The sequence below is a fragment of the Streptomyces sp. NPDC054872 genome, assembly GCF_053610705.1.
In genome coordinates, this window is sequence record NZ_JBSGYY010000063.1 from 1 (window position 1) to 26242 (window position 26242).

Below are 26242 nucleotides of genomic sequence, written 5' to 3' on the forward strand. Positions count from 1 at the left end.
GGCCACGGAGGTGGCCACCGGGCCCGGCGACGAGGAGCGGCTGAAAACGTCGGCCCGCGAGCGGGGCCGGCCGTCAGTAGCGGTGGTGGTGGTCGTCTTCCGTCTCGACCACGGTCGCGCCCGGCGGCACGACCGTCTTGCGGCGAGCGTTGGTGAACGCGGCGACGCCGATCACGCCCACAGCCATCATGATCAGACCGGTGACGGTGAGGTTGATGCCTTCCATCTCCCAGTCGGTGGCGAACGCCAGGATGGCGCCCGCGGCGATCAGAATGATGCATCCGCCCAGGCCCATGTGGACCGCCTCCCTAAGTCGTGGCAGGGCACCCGGGTACCCGGACCCGGCACGGCCACACGGAGAAGCGGAAAACGGCCTTCTGTTCCGCGGGTTCAGTTCCGCGGGTTCAGCCTTCGAGGAAGGCCACGAGCGCGTTGGCGAGAAGGTACGGGTCGTCCGCGCCGCACAGCTCGCGCACGCTGTGCATGGAGAGGATCGCGACGCCGATGTCGACGGTCTTGATGCCGTGCCGGGCCGCGGTGATCGGACCGATGGTCGTGCCGCAGGGCATCGCGTTGTTCGAGACGAAGCTCTGGAAGGGCACGCCGGCCTTCTCGCAGGCGGCGGCGAACACGGCACGGCCCGCGCCGTCGGTGGCGTACCGGTTGTTGACGTTGACCTTGAGGATCGGGCCGCCGTTGGCGCGCGGGTGGTGCGTCGGGTCGTGCCGCTCCGCGTAGTTGGGGTGCACGGCGTGGCCCGTGTCGGAGGAGAGGCAGACCGTGCCGGCGAAGGCGCGGGCCCTGTCCTCGTACGTGCCGCCGCGCGCGAAGACGGAGCGTTCGAGCACCGAGCCGAGGAGCGGGCCGTCCGCGCCCGTGTCGGACTGGGAGCCGTTCTCCTCGTGGTCGAAGGCGGCGAGCACGGGGATGTACGGCAGGGCGTCGGCGCCGTCCGCCGTGGCGACGGCCGCCAGCGCCGCCGTACAGGCGTGCACGGACAGGAGGTTGTCCATCCGCGGGCCCGCGATGAGGTCGCGGTCGCGGCCGAGGTAGGAGGGCGCCTCGATGGGGTGCGTCATCAGGTCCCAGCCGGTGACGTCGCCGGGGGCGAGCCCCGCCTCCTCCTCCAGGAAGCCGATGAGGTCGCCCTCGTGGACGTCGTCGCCGAGTCCCCAGATGGGCTGCATGTGCTTCTGCTTGTCGAGCTTGAGGCCGTCGGCGATGACGCCGCGGTCCATGTGGATGGCCAGCTGCGGCACCCTCAGGAGCGGGCGGTCGATGTTCACCAGGCGCGTCGAGCCGTCCCGCAGCGAGAGCCGCCCCGCGAGGCCGAGGTCGCGGTCGAGCCAGGAGTTGAGCAGCGGGCCGCCGTAGATCTCGACGGCGACCTGCCGCCAGCCGTGCGCACCCGCGTCCGGCTTCGGCTTCACGCGGAGGTTCGGCGAGTCGGTGTGGGCACCGACGATGCGGTACGGGGTGTGCGCCGATGCCCCTTCGGGGACGAACCAGGCCACGATCGCGCCACCGCGCAGCACATACTTCCCGCCGGTCGATCCGTCCCAGGCGTCGGTCTCCTCGACCTGCCGGAAACCGGCCTTCTCCAGCCGCTCCGCGGCGCCGGCCACTGCGTGGTACGGGGAGGGGCTTGCCGCAAGGAAGGTCAGGAGGTCGTCGGAGTGGCCGCGGTCGAAGCGGGCAGGCGTGAAGCGGGCAGGTGTGCTCATGGCTTCCAGCCTAGCTAGCGGTCTCTCGGGGCGAGGGTGGCCTTTTCCGGGAGGTTCTGTACGTGACTTGCGCGTGTCCGGGAGTCCGGGAACGACGGTGGCCCGCCCCCGGAACCGGGAGCGGGCCACCCTGAAGTGTCGCGGAGGCTAGAACGCCGCCTCGTCCAGCTCCATCAGGTCGAGCTCCACGCCCTCGGCGAGCTTCCGCTCGGCCGCGACGCCCGGCAGGACGTTCGCGGCGAAGAACTTGGCCGCGGCGATCTTGCCCTCGTAGAAGGGCACATCCTTGGCAGACACAGCCTTGGCGGAGGCCGTGGCCAGCTTCTCGGCGGCGACAGCGGCGCCCCGCAGCAGGAGGTAGCCGACGACGACGTCGCCCGAGACCATCAGGAGGCGGGTCGTGTTGAGGCCCACCTTGTAGATGGACTTGACGTCCTGCTCGGTGGCCGCGAGGTCCGTCAGCATGACGCCGACGATGGCCTCGAGCTCGACCGCGGCCTTGGCCAGCTCCTCGCGGGCCCCGGCCAGGCTCTCGCCGCCGGTGCCGACCGCGAGGAACTTCTTGATCTCCTCGGCGAGGCCGTTCAGCGCGGCACCCTGGTTGCGGACGATCTTCCGGAAGAAGTAGTCCTGGCCCTGGATGGCCGTCGTGCCCTCGTAGAGGGTGTCGATCTTGGCGTCACGGATGTACTGCTCGATGGGGTACTCCTGGAGGTACCCCGAGCCGCCGAACGTCTGGAGCGACTGCGCCAGCTGCTCGTACGACTTCTCCGAGCCGTAGCCCTTGACGATGGGGAGCAGGAGGTCGTTCAGGGCGATCAGGGCCGACGCGTCCTCGCCCGCCGCCTCCTTGATCTGGATGTCGTCCTGGACGGCCGCGGTGTGCAGGACCAGCGCGCGCATGCCCTCCGCGTACGCCTTCTGCGTCATGAGGGAGCGGCGCACGTCGGGGTGGTGCGTGATCGTCACCTTGGGCGCCGTCTTGTCCATGAACTGGGCGAGGTCCGGGCCCTGCACGCGCTCCTTGGCGTACTCCAGGGCGTTCAGGTACCCCGTCGAGAGCGTCGCGATGGCCTTCGTGCCGACCATCATGCGGGCGAACTCGATGATCATGAACATCTGGCGGATGCCGTCGTGCTTGTCGCCGATCAGCCAGCCCTTGGCGGGGTGCTGGTCGCCGAACGTCATCTCGCACGTGTTGGACGCCTTCAGGCCCATCTTGTGCTCGACGTTCGTGGCGTACACGCCGTTGCGCTCGCCGAGCTCGCCGGTCTCCCAGTCGAACTCGTACTTCGGGACGAGGAAGAGCGAGAGGCCCTTCGTGCCGGGGCCGTGGCCCTCGGGGCGGGCGAGGACGTAGTGGAGGATGTTCTCCGACATGTCGTGCTCACCGGACGTGATGAAGCGCTTCACGCCCTCGATGTGCCAGGAGCCGTCCTCCTGCAGAGTCGCCTTCGTGCGGCCCGCGCCCACGTCCGAACCGGCGTCCGGCTCGGTCAGGACCATCGTCGAGCCCCACTGCTTCTCGACGGCGATCGCGGCGATCTTCTTCTGCGCCTCGTTGCCCTCGTCGTGCAGGATGCCCGCGAACGCCGGACCGGAGGAGTACATCCACACGGCCGGGTTGGCGCCGAGCAGCAGCTCCGCGTAACCCCAGATCAGGGAGCGGGGCGCGGTCGTGCCGCCGATGCCCTCGGGCAGGCCGAGGCGCCAGTACTCGGAGTCCATGAAGGCCTGGTAGCTCTTCTTGAAGGACGCCGGTACGGGAGCGGTGTTGGTGGCCGGGTCGAAGACCGGCGGGTTGCGGTCGGCGTCCTCGAAGGACTCGGCCAGCTCGTTCTCGGCGAGGCGGCGCAGCTCTTCGAGGATGCTCTTGGCGGTGTCGACGTCCATCTCGGCGAACGGGCCGGTGCCGTACAGCTTGTCGCGGCCGAGCACCTCGAAGAGGTTGAACTCGATGTCGCGGAGATTCGACTTGTAGTGCCCCATGGCGACGGCTCCGTAAGCAGAAAGGGATCAACAGGATCAGTACCAGCAAGTAGCTACGATGATGCTACCCGCCAGTAATAAGAAGCAACCCCTAATAGGGCATCTGTGACTCAGTCCTCGTGCGGGCTCAGTACTCTTGCGGGCATGTACGGCTACGACCAGAGCCCAGGCGCCCAGCAGCAGTACGCCCCGCCCGGGGCGCAGCCGCCGCCGCAGCAGATGCAAGGCGGCGCGGGAGGGTACGCCCAGCAGCCTCCGCTCTACCCCGAGCCGTCGCCCCCGTCCCTCGCGGACGCGGTGCGCGCCTTCACCACGGGCTCGATGTCCGCCGAGGACTTCCAGCAGGCCTTCGCCACCTCGAAGGTCTACTGCCCGCGCGGCGACAACCCCGGCTTCCTCGCCCTGCACAACACCCAGCAGCCGGTCATCCCGATGTTCACCTCCCTCAAGGAGCTGCGCAGGTACGCGGGCAAGGAGTCCAAGTACTTCGTGATCACGGGCGCGGAGGTCATCGATCTGCTCCCCACCGGCTACGGCTTCGTCCTGGACATGGAGGGCGAGCACCGCATGGTCTTCGACGCCAAGGCCGTCGAACAGATGGTCGACTTCGCGATGCGCAGGATGTATGGCTAGACGCCATTGCTGCGCAGACGGCTAGCCGCCGCCCGCAGGATCAGGGGCCACCCAGGACGCCCGGAGGGAATTCCCTCCGGGCGTTCCGCGTTCCCGGTGGCAAGAAGTTCTACGTTCAACTAAAGTGAGCGTACGAAGAAGGAGGCACCGACATGCCCGCTGTGACCGTCGAGAACCCGCTGACCCTGCCCCGTGTGGCCGCGTCCGGCGACGCTGTGGCCCGCCCCGTGCTCGCCGTGACGACCGCGCCCAGCGGTTTCGAGGGCGAGGGCTTCCCGGTGCGCCGGGCGTTCGCGGGGATCAACTACAAGTACCTCGACCCGTTCATCATGATGGACCAGATGGGTGAGGTGGACTACGGAGCCGGCGAGCCGAAGGGCACGCCCTGGCACCCGCACCGCGGCTTCGAGACCGTCACGTACCTGATCGACGGCACGTTCGTCCACCAGGACTCGAACGGTGGCGGCGGCACCATCCAGAACGGCGACACCCAGTGGATGACCGCGGGCAGCGGCCTCCTGCACATCGAGGCGCCCCCGGAGTCCCTCGTCCAGTCCGGCGGCCTCTTCCACGGCCTCCAGCTGTGGGTGAACCTGCCCGCGCGGGACAAGATGATGGACCCCCGCTACCAGGACATCCGCGGCGGCCAGGTGCAGCTCCTCACCTCCCCCGACGGCGGCGCGCTCCTGCGCGTCATCGCCGGTGAGCTCGACGGACACCAGGGCCCCGGCATCACGCACACGCCGATCACGATGATCCACGCGACGGTCCGCCCCGGCGCCGAGGTCACGCTCCCCTGGCGCGAGGACTTCAACGGCCTCGCGTACGTGCTCGCGGGGCGCGGCACGGTCGGTGCCGAGCGCCGCCCGGTCCACATGGGCCAGACGGCCGTCTTCGGCGCGGGCTCGTCGCTGACCGTGCGCGCGGACGAGAAGCAGGACGGGAACACCCCCGACCTGGAGGTCGTGCTGCTCGGCGGGCAGCCGATCCGTGAGCCGATGGCGCACTACGGACCGTTCGTGATGAACAGTCAGGCCGAGCTCCAGCAGGCGTTCGAGGACTTCCAGAAGGGCCTGCTCGGCACGGTCCCGGCCGTGCACGGCATGTGAGCACCGGCTGGTGGGCGTACACACCGGCTGTTGGGCGTACACAACGTGCGGGGCCATGAGGCCCATGCTCGGGTAGGAGGGTGAGCACCCTCCTGCCCGAGCCCGTACGCCGCACCGCCGCCTGGTGCGTGGTCCTCCTGCTCGTCACCGGCGTGGCCGCCGTGGCGATCTGGCTCTTCGTCACCTTCAAGACGGCCGCCACCCCGGTGCTGCTCGCCCTCCTCGGCACGGCGCTCCTGGGACCCGTCTACCGCTGGCTCCTGAAGATGAAGGTGCAGCGGTCACTGGCCGCCGGGCTCACCTGCGCGGCCGTCGTCGCGGTCGTGGGCGGCGCCATGTACATCGTGGTCAAGGCCCTGATCGACACCGGCGACCAGATCGTCGCCTCCCTGAAGCAGGCCGCCACCGACCTCTCGGAGCACTTCGGCGCCGCGGGGACCTCCCTGGACGACATGGCGTCCAACGCCAAGGACCTGCTCGGCAAGTTCGGCGGCTCCGCCGCGTCCGGAGTGATCAGCGGGCTCAGCGTCGTCGGCGAGATGATCGCCATGGCCGTCCTTGCGCTGCTGCTCGTCTTCTTCTTCCTGCGCGACTCCGACCGCGCCCTCGGGTCCATGCGCTCGCTCGCGCCGCGCGGCACCGCCGACACCGTCGAGGCCATGGGGCGGCGCGCCTTCGAGGCCGTCGAGGGCTTCATGCGCGGGACCACGTTCATCGCCCTGATCGACGCCCTCTGCATCACCGTCGGGCTGCTGATCCTGAGGGTGCCCGGGGCGTGGGGGCTCGGCGCGCTCGTGTTCATCGGCGCCTACATCCCCTATCTGGGCGCCTTCATCTCCGGCGCCGTCGCCGTCCTGGTCGCGCTCGCCGACCGGGGCTTCGTCATCGCGCTCTGGGCCCTCGGCGTGGTCCTGGCCGTGCAGGTCCTGGAGGGACACGTGCTCCAGCCGGTGATCCAGTCGCGGACCGTGCAGATGCATCCCGCGATCGTCATGCTGGCGATCGCCGCGGGGGCGTCCGTGGCGGGGATCCTGGGGATGCTGCTCGCGGTGCCGGTGACGGCGGCCGTGTTCGGGGTGATCTCCGAGCTGCGGGAGAGACACGCGGCGGGGGAATCCAGCCCGTCCGGCGTCTGAGGAGGGACTCGGCGGAGCCGGTGACGCACGGTGGCGCCCCGGGCTTCGGGCGCCGGAGTCACTCGCCCGCGGCACCCTCGTACAGCTCGAACCAGATGCTCTTGCCCTCGCCCCGCGGCTCCACCCCCCACTCGTCGGCGAGCAGTTCCATCAGGACCAACCCCCGCCCGGACGAGGCGAGTTCGCCCGGGTGGCGCTTGTGCGGCAGGTCGTCGCTGCCGTCCGAGACCTCGGCCCGCAGGCAGCGCGAGCCCGGCTCCCCCATGACCTCGGCGACCAGCAGGGCGTCGCCGTCCGTGTGCACCAGTACGTTCGTGATCATCTCGGAGACCATCAGGACCGCCGAGTCGACCTGATCGGGGACCGCCCAGTCGTGCAGCAGCTCCCGCACATGGCGCCGCGCCCCCGCGATCCGCTCCGGCTCGGCCTGCGCGACCGTCAGGACGGTGCGCCGGGCGGGCGTGCGGTGGGCTGGGTGGCCGGCCCTGCGAAGCAGCAGGACCGCGATGTCGTCCTCGCGCCGGTCCACCAAGGGGCCCGTGGTGTGGTGCGACGAGGGTCCGTGCACGGCTTGTACGAGGGTGTCGGCGAGCTCTTCCAGGCCGTCGTCGTCACCGTCGCCCCCGTGCTCCTCCAGGATCTTGCGGATCCTCGACCAGCCGCTGTCCAGGTCGTGGCCGCCGGTCTCGATGAGGCCGTCGGTGCAGACCAGCATCGTCTCGCCGGGCTCCAGGACGAGCCGGGTCGTGGGGTAGTCCGCGTCCGGGTCGATGCCGAGCGGCAGGCCGCCGGCCGTGGGGCGCAGCAGGACCGTTCCGTCACTCATCCGTATCGCCGGCTCCGGGTGGCCCGCGCGGGCGATCTCCAGGACGCCGGTGACGGGGTCGGCCTCCACGTAGAGGCAGGTCGCGAAGCGCGGGTCGGCGGGATCGTCGCCCTTGGTGGCGCCGTCCGAGCCGATCGTGATGCCGTCCGTGATCCCGGAGAGGAAACGGGTCGCGCGGGAGAGCACGGCGTCCGGGCGGTGCCCTTCGGAGGCGTACGCGCGCAGGGCGATCCGCAGCTGGCCCATGAGACCTGCCGCGCGCACGTCATGCCCCTGCACGTCGCCGATGACGAAGGCGATGCGGCCGCTGGGCAGCGGGATCATGTCGTACCAGTCGCCGCCCACCTGGAGCCCGCCGCCGGTGGGCACATACCGCGCGGCCACCGACATCCCCGGGATACGCGGCCCGAGCAGCGGCAGCATCGAGCGCTGCAGCCCCTCCGTGAGCTCACGCTCCGACTCGGCGACCCCGGCCCGCGACAGGGCCTGCGCCAGCATCCGGGCCACCGTCGTCAGGACGGAGCGCTCGTCCGGCGTGAACGAGACGGGGTAGGCGAAGGCCGCGAGCCAGGCGCCCATCGTGCGGCCCGCGACGGTCAGCGGCAGGAACGCCCACGACTGCCGGTCGAAAGGGCGGGCCAGCGGCCACGTGGCGGGGTAGCGGCGGTGGTACTCCTCGGGTGAGGAGAGATAGACCGCGCGGCCCGTGCGGACCACCTCGGCGGCCGGGTAGTCCGTGTCCAGGGGCATCGCCGAGAAGGGCAGGTCGTCGCCGGGCTGGTGGCCGTAATGCCCGATGATCTTGAGCCGGTCGCCCTCGACCCCGAAGACCCCGAGCCCGTCCGGCGAGAACCCCGGCATCGACAGCCCGCTGGCCACCCGCAGCACTTCCTCCGTCGACCGCGCCTCGGCGAGCGCGCGCCCCGCGTCGAGCAGGAAGGCCTCGCGGGAGCGCCGCCAGTCGCCGGTGACGGGGGTGCGGGCGGCGGCGCCCGGCGGGGGCTCGGTGACCTCCTGGAGGGTGCCGATGAGCTCGTACGCGTGCGTGACCTCGTCCACGACCGGCTTGGAGCGGCTGCGCACGATGCGGAGCACCCGCCCCTGGTCGTCCATGATCCGCAGGCGGGCCTCGGCGAGGGTGCCCTCGGCGACGGCGAGCTGCACGATGCCGTCGATCTCGTTCCAGTCGACGGGGTGGAAACGGGAGCGCACGCCGGCCTCGGTGAGGGCCTGGGGGTGCGGAGGGAGGCCGAGGAGCCGGGCCGCCTCGGCGTCGAGCGTGACGGTGCCGGCCGAGTTGTCCCAGCGCCACAGGCCGGTCGCGATGGCGGCGAGGACGTCCCCCACGGGAGGCAGGGGTTCGTCGCCCGCCTGCTGCAAGGGATGGTCGGTGCGCATTGACCCACTTTAGGAAGATCGATGGACAAGTCGCCACCGCCGGGGGGTGGCGATGAGCGCTCCGGGGTGATCCGCGAAGTAATCCGGAAAGCGATCTCCGCCCGGACGGTAGCCTTGAGGCTTGTCTGCTCTCTCCCCTATTCGCGAAGACTGGATGAACGAAGATGCATCGGTACAGGTCCCACACCTGCGGCGAGCTCCGCGCCTCTGACGTCGGCTCCGACGTCCGGCTGAGCGGCTGGCTGCACAATCGCCGAGACCTGGGTGGCATCCTCTTCATCGATCTGCGCGACCATTACGGCATCACGCAGCTGGTGGCCCGCCCCGGCACGGCCGCCGCCGAGACGCTCGACAAGCTCTCCAAGGAGACGGTCGTCCGTGTCGACGGCAAGGTCGTCTCGCGCGGCGCGGAGAACGTGAACCCCGAGCTGCCCACCGGCGAGATCGAGATCGAGGCCGCCGAGGTCGAGGTGCTCGGCGCCGCCCAGCAGATCCCCTTCACGATCAACGCGGACGACGGCGTGAACGAGGAGCGGCGTCTTGAGTACCGCTTCCTGGACCTGCGCCGCGAGCGCATGCACCGCAACATCATGCTGCGGTCCTCGGTCATCGCCTCGATCCGCTCGAAGATGGTGGCCCTCGGCTTCAACGAGATGGCGACGCCGATCCTCGCCGCGACGTCCCCCGAGGGCGCCCGCGACTTCGTCGTGCCGTCCCGCCTGAACCCGGGCAAGTTCTACGCGCTGCCCCAGGCCCCGCAGCAGTTCAAGCAGCTCCTGATGATCTCGGGCTTCGACCGCTACTTCCAGATCGCGCCGTGCTTCCGCGACGAGGACGCGCGCGCCGACCGCTCGCCGGGCGAGTTCTACCAGCTCGACGTCGAGATGAGCTTCGTGGAGCAGGAAGACGTCTTCCAGCCCATCGAGAAGCTGATGACGGAGATCTTCACCGAGTACGGCGGCGGCCGCGAGGTGACCTCCCCCTTCCCGCGCATCCCGTTCCGCGAGTCGATGCTGAAGTACGGCAACGACAAGCCGGACCTGCGCGCGAAGCTCGAACTGCACGACATCACGGACATCTTCGCGGACTCCGAGTTCAAGGCGTTCGCGGGCAAGCACGTGCGCGCGCTGCCGGTGCCGGACACGGCGTCGCAGTCCCGCAAGTTCTTCGACGGCCTCGGTGACTACGCGGTCGAGCAGGGCGCGAAGGGCCTCGCCTGGGTCCGCGTCGCCGAGGACGGCTCGCTGACCGGCCCGATCGCGAAGTTCCTGACGGAGGCGAACGTGGAGGAGCTCACGAAGCGCCTCTCCCTCGCCCCGGGCCACGCGGTCTTCTTCGGGGCGGGTGAGTTCGACGAGGTCTCCAAGATCATGTCTGCTGTCCGTGTCGAGGCGGCCAAGCGTGCGGGCCACTTCGAGGAGGGCGTCTTCCGCTTCTGCTGGATCGTCGACTTCCCGATGTACGAGAAGGACGAGGAGACCGGCAAGATCGACTTCTCCCACAACCCCTTCTCGATGCCGCAGGGCGGCATGAAGGACCTGGAGGAGAAGGACCCCCTCGACATCCTCGCCTGGCAGTACGACATCGTCTGCAACGGCATCGAGCTGTCCTCCGGCGCGATCCGTAACCACGAGCCCGAGGTCATGCTCAAGGCCTTCGCGATCGCGGGCTACGAAGCGGAGACGGTGGAGCGGGAGTTCGCGGGCATGCTCCGCGCCTTCCGCCTCGGCGCCCCGCCGCACGGCGGGATCGCCCCCGGCGTCGACCGCATCGTGATGCTCCTCGCGGACGAGCCGAACATCCGCGAGACGATCGCCTTCCCGCTCAACGGCAACGCCCAGGACCTGATGATGGGCGCCCCCTCGGAGCTCGAGGAGAGCCGCCTGCGCGAGCTGAACATCCAGCTCCGCAAGCCGGTCGCCGCCGGCAAGGGCGACACGGAGAAGTAGTCCTTCGCGGCGCCAAGCACCCCTTCGCCGCACGAAGCACCCCTTCGCGGCACGAGGTAGCCCTTCGCGGCACGCACGGAGAGGGCCCGGAACCACTGTGGTTCCGGGCCCTCTCCGTTGCGCCTGGGGGTGTGCCCGCGGCGGCTCAGCCGGTCCGCGTGGGCGTCTCCCGGCCCAGGAGTTCCACGATGCTGGAGAAGCTGTCCTTTCCGTGGCCCGCCGCCATTCCCCGGCGGAACAGGTCCGCCACCGCCGACGGCAGCGCGGCGTCCACGCCCGCGTCGGTGTGGGTGTCCACCACGTGTTCCATGCTCGCGAGCCCCATGGCGAGGCGGTCCACGTCGCCCTCGTGGTTGCCCGCGTCGATGCGCGAGGAGTAGAAGGACAGGAACTCCGGCATCCCGCTCATGTTCTGCGAGGCGTACGGGAGGATGTCCGCCGCCGAGAGGCCGTTGGCCTTGGCGAGGGCGACGGCGTACCAGTAACTGGACACGCTCGTCCAGAAGATGACCATGTTGAGCTGGTACATCAGTGCCGCGAGGCCCGGGTCCTCGCCCCGGTGGTCCGTCACGCCCGTCAGCACCTCAAGAGTCGACCGGTGCTTGTCGTACGCCTCGCGCGGGCCGCTGTAGAAGGTGGAGGCGTCCGGGCTTCCGATGCCGGAGGGCGGGACGAGTACGCCGCCCGTGAGGTGGGACGCACCGTGGCCCGCGACCCAACTCGCCGCCTCGCGCGCCTCCTTCGGGGTGTCCGAGCTGAGGTTGACGATCACCCGGCCGGAGAGGGCGTCCGCCGCCGGTTCCAGTACGGCGTACATCGCGGCGTAGTCCGTGAGGCTCAGGATCATCAACTCGTTGGCGGCGACCGCCTCCTCGGGGGTGGCGGCGAGGACCGCTCCGCGCCTCACCAGGTCGTCCGCGCGGGACGCGGTGCGGTTCCAGAGGGTGACCTGGTGGCCCTTGTCGAGCAGGACGGTGGCCATCGCGTGGCCCATGGGGCCGAGACCGATGAGGGTGACGGGGGCGGGGGAGGTGGCGGAGGTGGCAGGGGTGGCGTTCACGTGTGCCTCCAAGGCTGGAAAAGGGGGGTGGACCGTGGACTAAAACGATCGCTCTATTTAGCGCGTGGTGAGAACGTAGCACGTCTCTGGAACGAACGCTCTAATTAGTCTTCGGGTAAGGTGGCCGCATGGCCCAGATCAGCGCAGCCGCAGCCGGAGCCGCGACTACCGGCACCCGCGACCGCATCGTCATCGCCGCCGCACGCCTGCTCCAGCGCCAGGGATATGTGGGCACCGGCATCAAGCAGATCGCGAAGGACGCGGAGGCCACGCTCGGCTCCGTCTACCACTTCTTCCCCGGCGGCAAGGAAGCCGTCGCGGTGGCCGCGATCACCCACAGCGGCGAGGAGTTCGCCGACTTGCTGCGGGACGCGCTGACCACGGCCGACGACCCGGGCGCCGCGATCGAGGCCTGCGCGGCGGAACTCGCCGTGGGGCTGCGGGAGTCGGGCTGGGTCGACGGCTGCCCCGTCACCGCCGCCGCCCTGGAGACGCTGGGCACGGACTCGGATATCCAGCGGGTGTGCGCGGCCGCGCTGGGGAGTTGGGAGCGCCTGGTCGAGGAGAAGCTGCTCGGCTCGGGCTTCGCCGCGCGGGACGCGCGGGACCTTGCGACCACCGTGATCAGCGCCCTGGAGGGCGCGGAGGTGACCGCACAGGTCAACCGCAGCGAGGAGCCGCTGCGGGCGGCAGGACGCCAACTGGCGCGGCTCGTGGGGTCGTACGGGGTGCAGGGCGCGGGGCGGGGCGCGGGTGGGGGCGCGGTGGGGCGCTAGTTCACGCTGCGGGCGGGAGGGGCTCCCGCCGTCCGCCCTGCTGCCCCCGCTGGCCCTGCGGACCCCGTCGGCCCCTGGTTCGCGTTTGTTGAATCGCGTCGCCAGTGGCTCATGAAGGCCCGCTCAGTTGTTGAATCGCGTCGGGACCGAAGCGCGCTGTCCGCTCACACGGCCGGTGAGTGCGAGGCCGCCGCGGCTGTCGCCTCGGCCCACTCCGCCACGAGCTTCTCGTACTCAAGGTGTTGTTCGGGGCGAAGATATCCGCCCGTCCGCAGCCAGAGCGCGCGTATCTCCTCGTTCACCTCGGCCGCGGGGCGCGGCCGGTCGGGGGTGTCGGGAGTCGTGGTCATACAGTGAAGCGTACGTATGAAGATGTGAAGACGGCGTGAGTTCTGGTCGAATGTGATCGGTATCGCTATTGGACCCGCGTGAATCAGCCAAGTTGGGCAAGAAGCAGGGGCCCGCGACGTGAATCACGAGCCCCCGCAGTCCAGTTCAGTTCCATAGGGCATAACCGGACACATCACTCTATTGAGACCGCTTACGACTGCTTCGACTCCTCCAGGCCGGAACGGCTAATGGAGGGTGGTCCGCAAGCCCGGATCAGCCGTCGGCCAGCTTGGCCGCCACGGCCTGGAACCAGGCGCCGTAGGAGAACGGCTCGGGCGGGCCGACCTCCATGCCGAGTTCGGCGGCTGCCAAGGCGTAGTCCCCCTCGTCCAGGGAGAGGGCGAGCAACTCGTGGAGTTCGCCCACAAGGCGTGCGGCCAGTTGGGGATCGGTGGTGGCTGCGTAGTCGGCGACGGCGGCGTCGTGGTCAGGAAACTCGTCGACGATGTCCTGCGAGAACCAGCCGCCGAGCAGTTGCGCGGTTTCCGGGAAGCGCGCGTGCCACTCCCAGTGAGTCTGCGGGAACGACGGTTCCGGGACGTCGCCCTCCTCGACGCTCTTCCTCAGGTGGTCGGCCAGCATCGCCAGCCAGTCGCCGATCGCCGACTCGGCGATCCCGGTGTCCGGGATCGCGTAGAACTCGCCCAGCCTTTGCCGGATGCGGCCCGGTGGGTTGCGGCTGTACTCGCGCAGCTGGCGCTCCGCCTCCGCGACGGCCCAGGGGCGGGCGTGCCAGGTGTGACGGAGGTACGCGTCCAGCGCGCGGCTGCGCTGCTCCGGGGTGTCGTCGGCAGACTGCCCCAGGTACGCGCGCATCACCTGATCCAGCTCACCGTAACGGCGGTCATGTTCGAGGGGCTTCATGGACATGTGTGTGCGGCCCCTACAGGTAGAACGGGACGGTCGTGCGGACGACGAAGCCGTGCGGATTCGACGGCTCACGGTGCAGCACCACGCGCGCCGCGCGAACGTCGGCGGGCCCCCGCCCGGCCAGCAGGTCGCCCTCCAACTGGACCCGGCCCACGGGCTCCTCGCGGGAGGGCCAGGCGGCCTCGATGGTGAGGCGGGCCCGGGTGCCCTGGGCGAGCCAGCGGTGGATGACCTGCTCGTTGGCGGTCACCACCTGCTGCGTGGCCCAGTGAGCGGTCTCCCGGTCGGGGTAGGAGGCGGAACGGGTGAGCACGGGGAGATCCTCTCAAATGACCTGATCGGTGGTTGTAGGCGTGCGGCTCAGAGCGGGGAGAAGTTCCAGAACATGCCGACCTCGGTGTCCGAGACTACGATCAGGCCGCAGTCCTCCGTGTAGCTGCTGAGCGGGTTGTACGCGAACCCCGATGACGTGAAGTCGAGCGTGCCGCTCACATGACCGGGCACCTTGACGTTGGTGTGATAGCCGGCCCCGTCCCCGTAACGCGCCAGGATCGTGCGCGCCATCTCCCGCAATTCCTCCTCGCTCTCCGTGAAGCGCCTCAGGTTGGACAGGGTGCAGCGGTCGTCCGTGAGGGCAAGGAGTAGGTTCTCGGCGCTTTCGCGGTCGATCTCCTGAAGACGAGGCGCGATGTACTCGGGGGGTTCGACGACGAAGGGGTACGTGGGGACCCCCTCGCTCTCCGGAACCTGCGCCGGGTCGTCGAGACCGGTCCAGCCCCGGGGGTCCGGGACGGCCCGGGCCATCAGCGCGAGGACGTCGAGAACCCAGTCCTCGTGGCGCCGCGGCCCCGTGGCGTCGAACGGGTACGCGTCCTCGAACAGGTGACGTACCGCGGCTTCCCAGGCGGTCTGATCGACGGACATGTGGTGGTGGCCTTTCTCGGACGGCTCGGGAGGCTAGGGCCTGTAGGGCATCGACGTCATGACGGTGAACGGCGGAGTGCGACTGCTGTCGTACCTGATGCGGGTCTCGATGCCGTTCACGTCGTACCCCTTGGCGTCGAGGCCGCCCTCCTTGTACCCGGACAGCGGGTCTCCGAGGTCCACCGGCTGCTTGCTCACGCTGCGGCCGCTGGTCTCGCCGGGGGCCGCCGTCGCCTGGAACGACTCGACGGTGCCCTCTCCCGGCGGGGGTGGGCCCTTGATCCATGCCTCGATGGCGGCCTTGTTCTGGTTGAGGTTGTACTCGGTCAGCTCCTCCGCTCGCCGGTAGTTCGGAAAGGCCGAAGAGGAACCGATCTTCGGCTTCCCGTGTGGCCAAGCCGGGGTCGGCCCGTTCGCCTGCTGGTCGCGCAGGCGCTGCGCGAGCTGCATGTCCGTCTTGCCGACGTGCTTGTCCAGAGTGTGGCCGTTGTCCATGTACTCATTGGCGGCGAGGTTGAGGTCGTACTTGCCGGCCGAGTCGACCTTCAGCCAGACCTTCGAGTCCTTGAACTCCTCCAGGGCCCGCATGCCGAAGCCGTGCGCACGTGCCTCCTGGGCCTTGAATTTCGGAGCGCTCAGATGGGCCTCGTCCAACGGGGCCATGAGGGCGTCGAGACGCGGAACGAGCGCGTCGACCCGTTGGTTGTACGTGGTGACGATCGAGTTCAACTTGCCGGTGTCCAGGTTCAGGACAATGCCCTGGCCCAACTGGCCCGCGCCCTTGGCGACACCTTTGACCACCCCTTTGACCAACCCCGTGACGTCGTCCATGCCCACGCCGTCCTTGAGGTTGACCTCAACCTTGGGGATGGCCTCGCGTACGGCCTCGACGTAGACGTCCCACACCTCGCGATTGAGGTAGACGGCTGCCTCGGCGAATTCGTAGAGGAGATCGCCGACCTTCTTGGCCGTGTCGAACAGCACGGTCATCACGGGGTGGGTGGAGGTCTGCGAGGAGGAGCTGTCGTGCTTCCACTCGTAGTTCACACGGCTCTTGCCCCATGCCGTCGTGCCCCACAGCGAACTGCAGAACTGGCGCATCGCGTCGTGCCACTCGCTGTTGGTCTGCTGAGTGATGCTGCTGACGCTCCCGGTCAGCCCGCTCTCCGCCATGGAGAGCGAGGCGGTCGTCGCCATCCACGCCTTGGACAGTGAGTTCAGGTGGTGCTGCTGTGGATACGGGTAGACGTCGGCGACCTTGCCCATCCGGAAGGCGTGCTTCACTACCGGCCTCAGCACGTCCCGGACGGGTTCGGGCACCCACTCGAGGAGTCTGCGGATGAAGTCGTCGCCGCCGTCGTCGTCGCCCCACTTGAGATTCGGCACGGAGCCGTAGGAGGGCGCCTCCTCGATGACCTTGGGTAACGGCTGGACGACCGGCTTCGCCTTCCCCTTGGGGTCGTTGGCCGCTTCCGCCTTCGCATAAGCATTGGCCGTCGACGTAAAGCCGACTGCCGCACCCCCGATACTGACGATGCTCTTGGCTCACACATCGAGGAAGCGGTTGCCCACCTTGACGTACGACCTCGCGAACGCCTGGGGCGAAGTCCCGTAACCGCCGGCGTCCGGGAACTCGCGCAGGTCTTCGAGCAGGCTCTTGGCACCTTTGTCCATCACGGTCTGCTGGCTCGCCACACCGCCCGAGACGCGGTGGAGGTCGCTCGGCTTGACGTCGATGGTGCCGTTCTGGCCCGGCGGTGGGGTCCCCATCAGCCGGCCCCCCAGCCGCGCAGCACGGCCTGGTGCGCTGCCGCATAGTTGATGTGGCTCGTGGTCGCGCACGCGTGGAGCCACTTCTGGGCGGCTTGGAGGTCCTGGGCCGAGCGGTCCCACTCGTCGAGTTTGTCAACGAAGACCTCGCGAGTCTCCCCCTCCCAGGACAACACGACCGGCACCACCCGGTCATGGAGGTCATCCAGACTGCCGTTGAGCTTCTTGAGGATGTCCTCCAGATCGCCGGCGAGGTCGCGGAGGGAGGCGAAGGCGACGGTTATGTGCTCGTCGTCCGCACTTCCGGTCGGCATGATTCCCCGTTTCGTAGGTGTCGTCGTGGTCGCGGCAGGTGCCCCGGGAGAGGCCATCAGAAAGAGTCGAGGCTGCTGCGCGGATGGGCGGGCCCGGTCGTCTCCGGGGCAGGTGTCGACAGCTTGTCGACCTCGCTGTCGATGTCCACCGGGATACTCCGCAGTTGGGCCATCACGTCCAGCTCCTGTTCCGTGAAGCCATCCCGGCTCAGGCGTACGGCCTGCTCGATATGCCGGATCACTTCACGGATGCGCACGGCGTCCTCGGCCGCTGCCCGGTGGAACTCGCGGTATGCCGTCGCCGCCGGTCCTCGCCAACCCGCTTCGATGCGGTCGACGATCGCGTCCATCCGCCTGACCTGCTTGTCCAGATGGTCCTGCATGACGTCGAGGTCCTCGGTCAGTTTGGTGAGGTCCTTGCTCGACACCTTCAGATCGACGCCGCTCTCTTGGCCCCCGCCTGCTCCACGTACACCCATACTCCGCACCTCCTCCGTGACTCCGGCATGACAAACCGTGTCTGCGCGATGATCCTAATCTCGCGCTCTTCCGAAGCCGACGGCCGGCGGTGGGCCCTTGTGCGCGGTGCGGCCTCATGAATGGCGGCCTCGTACGCGATGGGGTTCGGGCCGCGTCGGATTGCAGAAAAGTCCCGGCAGCACGCCGTAGAACACGGAGCTGCCAGGACTTTTCTGCAATCCGACGCGTACCGCTACGCGTCCGGCTTGTCCTCCAGGCGCGGGAAAAGCACCGCGCCCTTCGTGACCGTTGCGCCCACCGGCAGCTGACCCCACGTGCCCGCGTCCTGGACCCGCTGCGTGGCGAGCGGGCCGAGCGTGGGCTCCGCGCCGAGTGAGTCCCACAGCTTCTGCGAGGTCTCCGGCATGATCGAGTTCAGCAGGACGGCCACCGCGCGCAGCGACTCCGCCGCCGTGTAGAGGATCGTCGCCAGGCGGGCCTGGCCCTCCGGGGACTCGTCCTTGGCCACCTTCCACGGCTCCTGCTCCGTGATGTAGCCGTTGACCTGCTTGACGAAGGCGAAGACCGCCAGGATGCCGGCCTGGAAGTCCAGCTCCTCGCCGATCTTCAGGTCAGCCGCCGCGACCGCCTTGGCCAGGCCTTCCTGGACCGCCTGCTCCGCGGCGCCGACCGCCGTCGCCTCGGGGAGCGCGCCGCCGAAGTACTTGCCGACCATGGCCGCCACGCGCGAGGCGAGGTTTCCGTAGTCGTTCGCCAGCTCGCTCGTGTACCGGGCGGTGAAGTCCTCCCACGAGAACGAGCCGTCCTGGCCGAACGCGATGGCACGCAGGAAGTACCAGCGGTACGCGTCGACACCGAAGTGCGAGGTGAGGTCCTGCGGCTTGATGCCCGTCAGGTTCGACTTCGACATCTTCTCGCCGCCGACCATCAGCCAGCCGTTCGCCGCGATGCGGCCCGGCAGCGGGAGACCCTGCGCCATCAGCATCGCGGGCCAGATGACCGCGTGGAAGCGGAGGATGTCCTTGCCGACCAGGTGCACGTCGGCGGGGAAGGTTGACTTGAACTTTTCCTCGTCCGCGCCGTAGCCGACGGCCGTGGCGTAGTTGAGGAGGGCGTCGACCCAGACGTAGATGACGTGCTTGTCGTCCCACGGGACCTTGACGCCCCAGTCGAACGTCGAGCGCGAGATGGAGAGGTCCTGCAGGCCCTGCTTGACGAAGTTCACGACTTCGTTGCGGGCCGACTCGGGCTGGATGAAGTCCGGGTTCGCCTCGTAGTGGGCGAGCAGCTTGGGACCGTACTCGCTCAGCTTGAAGAAGTAGTTCTCCTCCTTGAGGAGCTCCACCGGCTTCTTGTGGATGGGACAGAGCTTCTGCCCCTCGAACTCGCTCCCGGCCTCGCCGTCGATCAGGTCGCCGGGGAGTTTGTACTCCTCGCAGCCCACGCAGTACGGGCCTTCGTAGCCGCCCTTGTAGATCTCGCCCTTGTCGAAGAGATCCTGGACGAACTCCTGCACGCGGTCCGTGTGACGCCGCTCCGTGGTGCGGATGAAGTCGTCGTTCGCGATGTTCAGGTGCTCCCAGAGCGGCCGCCAGGCCTCGTCCACGAGCTTGTCGCACCACGCCTGGGGCGTGACGTCGTTCGCCTCGGCAGTGCGCATGATCTTCTGACCGTGCTCGTCCGTGCCGGTGAGGTACCACACCTTCTCGCCGCGCTGACGGTGCCAGCGCGTGAGCACGTCCCCTGCAACGGTCGTGTAGGCGTGGCCCAGGTGAGGAGCGTCGTTTACGTAGTAGATGGGGGTCGAGACGTAGAACGCCTTCGCGTTCTCGCCCGCTCCCTGCTTCTCGGATCCAATGGCCGCCATGGTCGAAATCCTAACGGCCCCGGAGCGGGCGATTCACCTCGATTCCAGGGGGTGGACCCCGAAGGGCCCACCCCTCGGGGTTACGGGCGCCAGGCCGCCAGCAGGCCCTCGTACAGCTCCGCGTCCGTGAGCTCGCGGGGGGTGGGGCCCGCGTGGAAGAAGGCGGCGTTCTCCGCCTTCAGCTTGCGGAGGTAGTCGAAGCCCTTCGCCTCGTGCTCGCCGAAGGCGACGAACTGGAAGAAGAGGGGGTGCTTGGCCGCGTCCGCGAGGGCCTGGTTGGCGGGGCCCTTCGCGTCCGGGGGGCCGTCCGTCTGGAACACGACGAGGGCGGGGCTGCCCTTGTGCTCCGACTTCTCGTAGTGGGACACGACCTCTTCGATCGCGGCGTGGTAGCTGGTGCGGCCCATGCGGCCCGCTGCCGCGTGCAGCTCGTCGACACGGCCCTCGTGCTCGGGGAGCGTGAGGGTGCCGGTGCCGTCGATCTCGGTCGAGAAGAGGACGACGTGCACGGTGGCCTCGGGGTCCGTGTGGGCCGCCAGGGCGAGGACCTGCTCGCCCAGGCTCTGGGCGGAGCCGTCCTTGTAGTACGAGCGCATGGATCCGGAGCGGTCGAGGACGAGGTACACGGGGGCGCGGACCCCGGTGAGCTCCCGCTTCTGCAGGGCTGCGCCGGCTGCCTTGTACGCGGGGGCGAGGGCGGCGGAGAGGGTGGGCTTCGCCGTTTCCTCGGCTACGGGGGCTTCGGCAGCCGGGGTCTCTTCGGCGGGGGCGGCCTCCGGCTCCGCGGGGGCTTCGGCTGCCGCCGTTTCCTGGGCCTCGGGGGTTTCGGGCTCTGCGGGGGCCTCGGCTGCCGGCGTCTCTTCGGCCACGGGGGCTTCGGGCTCCGCGGGGGCTTCGGGCTTTGCCTCGTCTTCGGCGGTCGTGGGGGTCGCCTGTTGTGGGCATTCGTCCCGCTGGGCGGGACGGGTGGGCACAACTGACGGGGCCGATTCAGCGGCGTCGGCGACAACTGCCTCGGGGGCGACTACCTCGGGGGTCACGTCCTCGGCCTCCGGGGCGTCAGCCTCGGCTTCGGCGGCAACCTCCGCCTCGGGGGCGGGGGCGTCAGCCTCGGCTTCGGCGGCAACCTCCGCCTCGGGGGCGGGGGCGTCAGTCTCGGGCTCGGCGGCAACCTCCGCCTCCGGCGCCACGGCCTCCGGCGCCACGGCCTCGGGGGCGACAACCTCCGGGGTGACGGCCTCCGCCTCGGGGGCGGCAACCTCCGCCTCGGCGGCGGGCGCAGACTCCGGCTCGGCCACAGCTTCGGGCTTCGGAGCCAGGTCCGGCTCGGCCGCAGCTTCGGGCTTCGGAGCCAGGTCCGGCTCGGTCACAGCTTCGGGCTCAGGAGCCAGGTCCGGCTCGGCCACAGCTTCGGGCTCAGGAGCCAGGTCCGGCTCGGTCACAGCTTCGGGCTCAGGAGCCAGGTCCGGCTCGGTCACAGCTTCGGGCTTCGGAGCCAGGTCCGGCTCGGCCGCAGCTTCGGGCTCCGGAGCCAGGTCCCGCTCGGCCACAGCTTCGGGCTCAGGAGCCAGGTCCCGCTCGGTCACAGCTTCGGGCTCCGGAGCCAGATCATCCTCGGGAGCCGGGGAAGGCGAAGGTACCGACACCCGGTCCCGGTCGAACGCCGCCGCGACGAGATCGTCCACCGCCGAAGGCGAAGGCTCGGGCGAAGGCGACGGAACCGTCGCCTTCGGCTCGGCCGCCGGAGGCACCCGCTCGGACGAGGGCGCCGGCACCGTGGCGGAGGGAGCAGCCTCCGGGGGCGCGGCGGTCTCCGAAGCCTCCGGAGTCACCGCCTCAGGCTCCGACGCCTGATCCCCCTTGCGTGAAGACCGTCCGAACGCGTTCCGCAGGACACTCAGAATGCCCATGGGTGCACCCCTTCGCGTGAGTTGATTCCCGATAACCCCTGGCCAGGGCGGACACGTAAGGTTAGCCGTCGCGGCAGGCGATCTTGGTGAGGGTCGCCCAAGCGTCACCCTCACCCCAAAAGCAGCCCCCGCGCATCCCGCGCACACCCCGCACCCGCAGCTCAACTGCCCTCTGTGCGCTCTCGGTTCACTTCCCGTTCACCCTCAGGCCGTCGCCCTGCCGACCTCCGCGCCTAGCGTCACGGCGGAATCAAGCCACGCCAAGCCACGCCAAGCCGAGCCACACCATGCAACGCCACACAACGGAGGAACCGTGCGCAAGCTGCTGCCGATCATCACCTCGCACCAGGGAAGCGGCAACCGTTCCGCCCTGACCTGCCGGTTCCGTTGTGGTGACGCCTGCTTCCACGAGGTGCCCAACACCAGCGACAACGAGTACGTCGGCGATGTCATAGCGGGCGCGCTCAGCCGCCGCTCGATGATGCGCGCCGCCGCGGTCGTGACCGTGGCGACCGCCGCGGGCAGCGCCGTCGTCGCGGGACCCGCCGCCCCGGAGGCGGCCGCCGCGCCCCAGAAACCCGCGTCGCACAAAAGCAAAAAGGGGGCGCGCGGGCTCCGCTTCACGCCCGTCGCGCCCAACAAGACCGACTCCGTGACGATCCCGGACGGCTACGCCCAGAACGTCGTCATCCGCTGGGGCGAGCCCATCCTCCGCGGCGCCCCCGCCTTCGACCCGGACAAGCAGACCGCGAAGGCGCAGGCGGGCCAGTTCGGCTACAACAACGACTTCCTGAGCCTCCTGCCGTTGCGCCGCGAGCGCGGGCGCCAGGTCCTCGTCGCCAATCACGAGTACACCGACGAGATCCTGATGTTCAAGGGATACGACGCCGCCAACCCAACACGTGAGCAGGTTGAGATCGCCTGGGCCGCCCACGGCCTCTCCGTCGTGGTCGTCGAGGAGGAGCGCAGGAGCGGCAAGCTGACCGCCGTCAGCCGCCACCAGCTCAACCGCCGCCTCACCGCCACCAGCGAGTTCCGGCTCACAGGACCTGCCGCGGGCGGCGAGTTCGTCCGTACGAAGGCCGACCCGCGCGGCACCACCGTCCTCGGCACCCTGAACAACTGCGCCGGTGGCACCACCCCCTGGGGCACGACCCTGCACGGCGAGGAGAACTTCAACCAGTACTTCGCCAACGCGGAGAAGGTCACCGAGCCCACCGCCGCCGCGCGCCTCAAGCGCTACGGCGTCATCGGTGCCGCGTCCGAGCGGAAGTGGGAGCGGTTCGACGACCGCTTCGACCTCGCCAAGGAGCCCAACGAGGCCAACCGCTTCGGCTGGGTCGTCGAACTCGATCCGTACGACCCGGACTCGACCCCGCGCAAGCGCACCGCGCTCGGCCGCTTCAAGCACGAGGCCGCGCAGCCGCGCCTCACGCACGACGGCCGCCCGGTGGTCTACATGGGCGACGACGAGAAGTTCGACTACTTCTACAAGTTCGTCAGCAGCAAGCGCGTCGCCAAGGGGCAGTCGCGGGCCGCGCACGAGCACAACCTCACGCTCCTCGACGAGGGCACGCTGTACGTCGCCAAGCTGACCGGCGACTCCCCGGCCGCCGACATCGACGGCACCGGCAAGCTGCCCGCCGACGGTGAGTTCGACGGCAGCGGCGTCTGGATCCCGCTCGCCACCGCGGGCCCCAAGGGACACGCCGTCTCGCACGTCGAGGGCATGACCGCCGAAGAGGTGTACGTCTTCACCCGTCAGGCCGGCGACAAGGTCGGCGCCACGAAGATGGACCGCCCCGAGGACGTCGAGCCGTCGCCGCACACCGGCAAGGTCTATGTCGCGCTCACGAACAACTCCGACCGCGGCAAGGCGGGCAAGGCAGGCGCCGACGAGGCCAACCCGCGCAACCTGAACAAGCACGGCCAGGTCCTTGAGCTGACCGAGCGCCGCAACCGTGCCGATTCCACGTCCTTCGCCTGGTCGCTCTTCCTCGTCGCGGGCGACCCCGAGGACCCGGCCACGTACTTCGCGGGCTTCCCGAAGGAGAAGGTCAGCCCGATCTCCTGCCCGGACAACGTCGCCTTCGACCCGCACGGCAACCTGTGGCTCTCGACGGACGGCAACCAACTCGGCTCGCACGACGGCCTGTTCGGCGTCGCGACCAAGGGTGACCGGCGTGGCGAGCTCAAGCAGTTCCTGACCATGCCGAACGGCGCGGAGACCTGCGGCCCGATCATCCAGGACAACCGCGTGCTCGTCTCCGTGCAGCACCCGGGCGAGGTCGACGGCGCGTCCGTCGAGAAGCCCGCGAGCGCGTGGCCCGACGGGCCGGGCAAGATCGTCCGGCCGTCGGTCGTCTCCGTGTGGCGCAAGGACGGCAGCGACATCGGCGTCTGAGCAGGATCATCTGAGCAGCATCGATGGGGCGCCCTCTGCCGATCGGCAGAGGGCGCCCCATCGTCGTACCGCCGCTGTATCGCCGCTGTCGTGCGGCGGGATCAGTCGTTCTGCTTGCGGCGGTACAGCGCGAATCCCAGGCCGGCCGCGCCCAGCGCCGCCATGCCGCCGCCCGCCGCCATCAGCGGGGCGCTCTCGCCTGCCGGGGACATGCCGTCGGCCCCGGCCTTGACGCCGCCCTTCGGGACGACCTGTGAGGTGCCGTTCTGCTGCTGGGCGTGCTGCTGGGTGTGTGGCTGGGGCTTCGGCTGCGGCTTCGGCGTCGTCCTGCCCTCGGTCCAGGCCTTCATGGTGCCGTCCGGGTCGAGCACGAAGTGCGCGCCGTTGTGCTGTCCGTACGCGGCCTTGCTCCCGGACTGCTTGATCGTGTCCCAGACGGTCTTCTTGCCGGTGTCGGGAGCCTTGGCGATCATGTCGGCCTCGTAGCCGCTCCTGGTCTTGTAGACCTTCGCGTCGAAGCCGCTGCCGCCGAGGTTCGTGTACTGGCGGACGAAGGTGCGCTCGTGGCCCGGCGTCGGCTTCGGTGACGGCTTCGGCTTCGGGGCCGCCCCGGTCCGGGTGATGGTGCCGTCCGCCGAGAGCTTGAAGGTGTTGCCGTCGATCTTGGTGACCCGCGGGTCGACGTACGCCTCCAAGGAGCCCTTGGCCTTGCCGTGGAGGGAGATGGCCGCCTTGGCGGTGCGTGCGGACGCGTTGACGTCGACCTTCGCCGACCAGCCCTTGCCGAGGTCGGTGGTGCCCTTGGAGACCCAGCCGCCGGGGACGGGCTTGTCCTTGTCCCGGTCCTTGTCCTTGTCCTTGTCCTTGTCCTTGGCCACGAGTTTCGCGGTGACCGTGCCGTCGGGCGTCAGGGTGAAGGTGTTGCCGTCGATGCTGGTGCTCGCGGACTTCTCGTACGCGGTGAGCGAGCCCTTGGCGGTGCCGTCGAGGGAGATCGCGGCCTTGGCGGTGCGGGCGGACGCGTTGACGTCGACCTTCGCCGACCAGCCCTTGCCGAGGTCGGTGGTGCCCATCGACTCCCAGCTGCCGGGCTGCGGCGTCTCCGTGTCCGTGCCGGTGTCCGTGCCCGGGTCCGTGGACTTGTCCTGATCCACATCCACCTGGCCCTGCGGGTTCGGCGGGGTGTCGGCGGCGAAGGCTGCCGTGGTCGGGACGGCGAGAGCGGCGATCGCTCCGGTGGCGATGGCGGCGGTGCGGAAGGTACGGCGGGTGGCGCGCATAGCGGATCCCTTGTGACTGGTCGGTCGGACTGTCCGTCTTTGTGCCTCTTTGCGGCGGCGACAGACATGAAGCTACGGGCGCCGTGTGTGCGTCATCCGTAGGGAACGTAACAACCGGCCGCACAGGGCGGCGCGAGACCGTGAAACGCGAAAAGGTGCTGGTCAGGGTGGGTGGGGCCGAAGGTCACCAGTTCCCCGGGACCTACGTCACGCCCGCCGTCGAGCCACCGTCACGCCCGCCCGCCGAGCCGCCGTCACGCCCGCCGCCGAGCCACCCTCACGCCGCCGTCGCCCGGCCTTCGAGCCACTCCCCGTAAGCAGGTGACTGGCGTGCCGCTTCCCAGTACGAGGCTTCGAGATCCCCGTACACCGCGTCGAGCGCCTGCTCCGTGCGGGCCGCCACGAGCAGCCGCACGCCGAGCGGGTCGCCGTGCAGCGGCCGTACCGCCATGTCGGGTCTGTCGTGCGAGGTCGGCTGGCAGACCGTGACGACCTCACCGGTGGCGACGAGCGAGGACGCGGTGAGGTAGTCGCCGTGCAGGACACGGGGGTTGAGGCCGGCGGCCCGCAGCACCCGGAGCAGCCCGTCCCATTCACCGTCCACCGTCGGGTCCACCATCCACCGGTCGGCGGCGAGGTCACTGAGGTGGACGACGGGCTGCGCGGCCGCCGGATGGTCGGCCGGCAGGAAGACGAACTGCGGCTCGCGCTCGACCAGTACGCGCCACCGCAGCCCCTCCGGCATCCGCAGCGGGCTCCCCTCCACCTCGTGCACGAAGGCCACGTCGAGCTGCCCTCCCGCGACCATGCGAAGCAGCGCGTTCGCGGAGACGTCCATCTGGAGCGAGGTCTCGGTGGCGGGCAGGCGCACCCGGAGCCGCCGCAGCCAGCCCGGTATGGCACGGCTGGCGGTGGACCCGATGCGCAGTTGCGGCCCCTCGGTGGCGCGCGCGGCGGCCGCCTTGGTCTCGCTGACCAGCGCCCGCATCTCGCTGACGAGCGGGCGGGCACGGCTGAGGACGACGCGGCCGAGCGGAGTCGGACGGCAGCCGGTGCGTTCGCGGGCGAAGAGCTGGCCGCCGATCTCCTGCTCGATGCGGCGCAGCTGCGTCGTCAACGAGGGCTGGCTCATGCCGAGTTGGCGCGCGGCCTTGTGCAGGCTGCCGGTGTCGGCGATGGCGCACAGTGCGCGGAGGTGCCTCACCTCTAGCTCCATGGCCGTGAGCGTAGAGCGGTGAGGGGCGCCGCACCAGACTCACAAACCCCACGGGAACCACCTGAGTTGGGCACGCGCGTCACCCCGCGGAAGGTTGGCGGACGGCGGGCGATAGCTCCGCGCTATCGCCACTTGCCATCATCCGCTCAGGCCCCCGGCTCCCTGACACTCCCGGTACCGAACCGTTCACCTTTCACCGAACGAGTAGGGAGCCCCC

23 protein-coding genes are annotated in these 26242 nt (G+C 69.6%); 6 read left to right on the plus strand and 17 right to left on the minus strand.

Translation table 11 applies throughout. The annotated features are described in order from the left end of the window. Window positions 1–73: 73 nt before the first annotated feature. The 3 genes from ACWGIH_RS41720 to ACWGIH_RS41730 form a co-directional block, all read right to left on the minus strand. On the minus strand, window positions 74–295 hold the full coding sequence (locus ACWGIH_RS41720) for a DUF6458 family protein (protein ID WP_367043799.1): 222 nt from the start codon (window positions 293–295) through the stop codon (window positions 74–76). A 109-nt stretch (window positions 296–404) separates the two neighbouring features. Continuing rightward, on the minus strand, window positions 405–1724 hold the full coding sequence (locus ACWGIH_RS41725; protein ID WP_453451652.1) for a M18 family aminopeptidase: 1320 nt from the start codon (window positions 1722–1724) through the stop codon (window positions 405–407). A gap of 147 nt (window positions 1725–1871) precedes the next feature. Further along, complete coding sequence (locus ACWGIH_RS41730) at window positions 1872–3713, minus strand: acyl-CoA dehydrogenase (protein ID WP_453451653.1); 1842 nt, start codon at window positions 3711–3713, stop codon at window positions 1872–1874. A 144-nt stretch (window positions 3714–3857) separates the two neighbouring features. Here ACWGIH_RS41730 and ACWGIH_RS41735 point away from each other — a divergent pair, with 144 nt between their 5' ends. The 3 genes from ACWGIH_RS41735 (at window position 3858) to ACWGIH_RS41745 (ending at window position 6591) form a co-directional block, all read left to right on the plus strand. Next, window positions 3858–4346 carry an SseB family protein gene (locus ACWGIH_RS41735; RefSeq protein WP_453451654.1) on the plus strand — a complete coding sequence of 163 codons (489 nt, stop codon included), beginning with the start codon at window positions 3858–3860 and terminating at the stop codon, window positions 4344–4346. A gap of 152 nt (window positions 4347–4498) precedes the next feature. Beyond that, window positions 4499–5455: a pirin family protein gene (locus ACWGIH_RS41740; RefSeq protein ID WP_453451655.1), complete on the plus strand. Its 957-nt coding sequence runs from the start codon at window positions 4499–4501 to the stop codon at window positions 5453–5455. A gap of 80 nt (window positions 5456–5535) precedes the next feature. Beyond that, window positions 5536–6591: an AI-2E family transporter gene (locus tag ACWGIH_RS41745; protein WP_453451656.1), complete on the plus strand. Its 1056-nt coding sequence runs from the start codon at window positions 5536–5538 to the stop codon at window positions 6589–6591. Window positions 6592–6649: 58 nt separating this feature from the next. On the opposite strand, the gene ACWGIH_RS41750 is transcribed toward ACWGIH_RS41745, so the two are convergent. Next, entirely contained in the window at window positions 6650–8815 is a 2166-nt protein-coding gene (locus tag ACWGIH_RS41750; protein WP_453451657.1) for an ATP-binding SpoIIE family protein phosphatase, read from the minus strand. A 164-nt stretch (window positions 8816–8979) separates the two neighbouring features. Here ACWGIH_RS41750 and aspS point away from each other — a divergent pair, with 164 nt between their 5' ends. Further along, on the plus strand, window positions 8980–10764 hold the full coding sequence (gene aspS / locus ACWGIH_RS41755) for an aspartate--tRNA ligase (protein WP_453451658.1): 1785 nt from the start codon (window positions 8980–8982) through the stop codon (window positions 10762–10764). Window positions 10765–10909: 145 nt separating this feature from the next. Here aspS and ACWGIH_RS41760 read toward each other — a convergent pair whose 3' ends face one another. Next, entirely contained in the window at window positions 10910–11824 is a 915-nt protein-coding gene (locus tag ACWGIH_RS41760) for an NAD(P)-dependent oxidoreductase (RefSeq protein WP_453451659.1), read from the minus strand. 128 nt (window positions 11825–11952) lie between these two features. Between ACWGIH_RS41760 and ACWGIH_RS41765 the strand changes: the two genes are divergently transcribed. Then, complete coding sequence (locus ACWGIH_RS41765) at window positions 11953–12600, plus strand: TetR/AcrR family transcriptional regulator (protein ID WP_453451660.1); 648 nt, start codon at window positions 11953–11955, stop codon at window positions 12598–12600. A gap of 164 nt (window positions 12601–12764) precedes the next feature. Here ACWGIH_RS41765 and ACWGIH_RS41770 read toward each other — a convergent pair whose 3' ends face one another. From ACWGIH_RS41770 to ACWGIH_RS41815, 10 genes are all read right to left on the minus strand, one after another. Continuing rightward, the gene (locus ACWGIH_RS41770) at window positions 12765–12950 is read right to left on the minus strand and encodes a hypothetical protein (protein WP_451215099.1); all 186 of its coding nucleotides are present in this window, start codon (window positions 12948–12950) and stop codon (window positions 12765–12767) included. Between the two features lie 253 nt (window positions 12951–13203). After that, window positions 13204–13860, minus strand: a complete 657-nt coding sequence (locus ACWGIH_RS41775; protein ID WP_453451661.1) for a contact-dependent growth inhibition system immunity protein — start codon at window positions 13858–13860, stop codon at window positions 13204–13206. Between the two features lie 13 nt (window positions 13861–13873). Continuing rightward, window positions 13874–14173, minus strand: a complete 300-nt coding sequence (locus ACWGIH_RS41780) for an RNase A-like domain-containing protein (RefSeq protein WP_453451662.1) — start codon at window positions 14171–14173, stop codon at window positions 13874–13876. Between the two features lie 47 nt (window positions 14174–14220). Then, entirely contained in the window at window positions 14221–14784 is a 564-nt protein-coding gene (locus ACWGIH_RS41785) for a hypothetical protein (RefSeq protein WP_453451663.1), read from the minus strand. 33 nt (window positions 14785–14817) lie between these two features. Then, a complete protein-coding gene (locus tag ACWGIH_RS41790) occupies window positions 14818–16170 on the minus strand; it encodes an RNase A-like domain-containing protein (protein WP_453451664.1) in 1353 nt (450 codons plus the stop codon). 159 nt (window positions 16171–16329) lie between these two features. Beyond that, window positions 16330–16554, minus strand: a complete 225-nt coding sequence (locus ACWGIH_RS41795) for a hypothetical protein (RefSeq protein WP_453451665.1) — start codon at window positions 16552–16554, stop codon at window positions 16330–16332. Next, on the minus strand, window positions 16554–16868 hold the full coding sequence (locus tag ACWGIH_RS41800; RefSeq protein WP_453396879.1) for a WXG100 family type VII secretion target: 315 nt from the start codon (window positions 16866–16868) through the stop codon (window positions 16554–16556). The genes ACWGIH_RS41795 and ACWGIH_RS41800 overlap by 1 nt, the downstream gene beginning before the upstream one ends. A gap of 56 nt (window positions 16869–16924) precedes the next feature. Beyond that, a complete protein-coding gene (locus ACWGIH_RS41805) occupies window positions 16925–17347 on the minus strand; it encodes a WXG100 family type VII secretion target (protein ID WP_453396880.1) in 423 nt (140 codons plus the stop codon). 233 nt (window positions 17348–17580) lie between these two features. Beyond that, entirely contained in the window at window positions 17581–19215 is a 1635-nt protein-coding gene (gene metG, locus ACWGIH_RS41810) for a methionine--tRNA ligase (RefSeq protein ID WP_453451666.1), read from the minus strand. Between the two features lie 80 nt (window positions 19216–19295). Further along, window positions 19296–21047 carry a VWA domain-containing protein gene (locus ACWGIH_RS41815; protein ID WP_453691771.1) on the minus strand — a complete coding sequence of 584 codons (1752 nt, stop codon included), beginning with the start codon at window positions 21045–21047 and terminating at the stop codon, window positions 19296–19298. A gap of 391 nt (window positions 21048–21438) precedes the next feature. On the opposite strand from ACWGIH_RS41815, the gene ACWGIH_RS41820 reads away from it, so the two are divergent. Then, complete coding sequence (locus ACWGIH_RS41820; RefSeq protein WP_453451668.1) at window positions 21439–23529, plus strand: PhoX family protein; 2091 nt, start codon at window positions 21439–21441, stop codon at window positions 23527–23529. Window positions 23530–23630: 101 nt separating this feature from the next. Here the strand turns inward: ACWGIH_RS41820 and ACWGIH_RS41825 are convergent, their stop codons facing one another. Continuing rightward, window positions 23631–24809 (minus strand): hypothetical protein, encoded by a 1179-nt coding sequence (locus tag ACWGIH_RS41825; RefSeq protein ID WP_453451669.1) that lies wholly within the window; start codon window positions 24807–24809, stop codon window positions 23631–23633. Window positions 24810–25086: 277 nt separating this feature from the next. Then, window positions 25087–26025: a LysR family transcriptional regulator gene (locus ACWGIH_RS41830; RefSeq protein WP_453451670.1), complete on the minus strand. Its 939-nt coding sequence runs from the start codon at window positions 26023–26025 to the stop codon at window positions 25087–25089. Window positions 26026–26242 lie beyond the last annotated feature (217 nt).

Excerpts from the sequence above, each read along its gene's own strand:
- ACWGIH_RS41720 (WP_367043799.1), bottom strand. The coding sequence starts at position 295 with ATGGGCCTGGGCGGATGCATCATTCTGATCGCCGCGGGCGCCATCCTG.
- ACWGIH_RS41725 (WP_453451652.1), bottom strand. The coding sequence starts at position 1,724 with ATGAGCACACCTGCCCGCTTCACGCCTGCCCGCTTCGACCGCGGCCAC.
- ACWGIH_RS41730 (WP_453451653.1), bottom strand. The coding sequence starts at position 3,713 with ATGGGGCACTACAAGTCGAATCTCCGCGACATCGAGTTCAACCTCTTC.
- ACWGIH_RS41735 (WP_453451654.1), top strand. The coding sequence starts at position 3,858 with ATGTACGGCTACGACCAGAGCCCAGGCGCCCAGCAGCAGTACGCCCCG.
- ACWGIH_RS41740 (WP_453451655.1), top strand. The coding sequence starts at position 4,499 with ATGCCCGCTGTGACCGTCGAGAACCCGCTGACCCTGCCCCGTGTGGCC.
- ACWGIH_RS41750 (WP_453451657.1), bottom strand. The coding sequence starts at position 8,815 with ATGCGCACCGACCATCCCTTGCAGCAGGCGGGCGACGAACCCCTGCCT.
- aspS (WP_453451658.1), top strand. The coding sequence starts at position 8,980 with ATGCATCGGTACAGGTCCCACACCTGCGGCGAGCTCCGCGCCTCTGAC.
- ACWGIH_RS41765 (WP_453451660.1), top strand. The coding sequence starts at position 11,953 with ATGGCCCAGATCAGCGCAGCCGCAGCCGGAGCCGCGACTACCGGCACC.
- ACWGIH_RS41770 (WP_451215099.1), bottom strand. The coding sequence starts at position 12,950 with ATGACCACGACTCCCGACACCCCCGACCGGCCGCGCCCCGCGGCCGAG.
- ACWGIH_RS41775 (WP_453451661.1), bottom strand. The coding sequence starts at position 13,860 with ATGTCCATGAAGCCCCTCGAACATGACCGCCGTTACGGTGAGCTGGAT.
- ACWGIH_RS41785 (WP_453451663.1), bottom strand. The coding sequence starts at position 14,784 with ATGTCCGTCGATCAGACCGCCTGGGAAGCCGCGGTACGTCACCTGTTC.
- ACWGIH_RS41795 (WP_453451665.1), bottom strand. The coding sequence starts at position 16,554 with ATGGGGACCCCACCGCCGGGCCAGAACGGCACCATCGACGTCAAGCCG.
- ACWGIH_RS41800 (WP_453396879.1), bottom strand. The coding sequence starts at position 16,868 with ATGCCGACCGGAAGTGCGGACGACGAGCACATAACCGTCGCCTTCGCC.
- ACWGIH_RS41805 (WP_453396880.1), bottom strand. The coding sequence starts at position 17,347 with ATGGGTGTACGTGGAGCAGGCGGGGGCCAAGAGAGCGGCGTCGATCTG.
- metG (WP_453451666.1), bottom strand. The coding sequence starts at position 19,215 with ATGGCGGCCATTGGATCCGAGAAGCAGGGAGCGGGCGAGAACGCGAAG.
- ACWGIH_RS41825 (WP_453451669.1), bottom strand. The coding sequence starts at position 24,809 with ATGCGCGCCACCCGCCGTACCTTCCGCACCGCCGCCATCGCCACCGGA.
- ACWGIH_RS41830 (WP_453451670.1), bottom strand. The coding sequence starts at position 26,025 with ATGGAGCTAGAGGTGAGGCACCTCCGCGCACTGTGCGCCATCGCCGAC.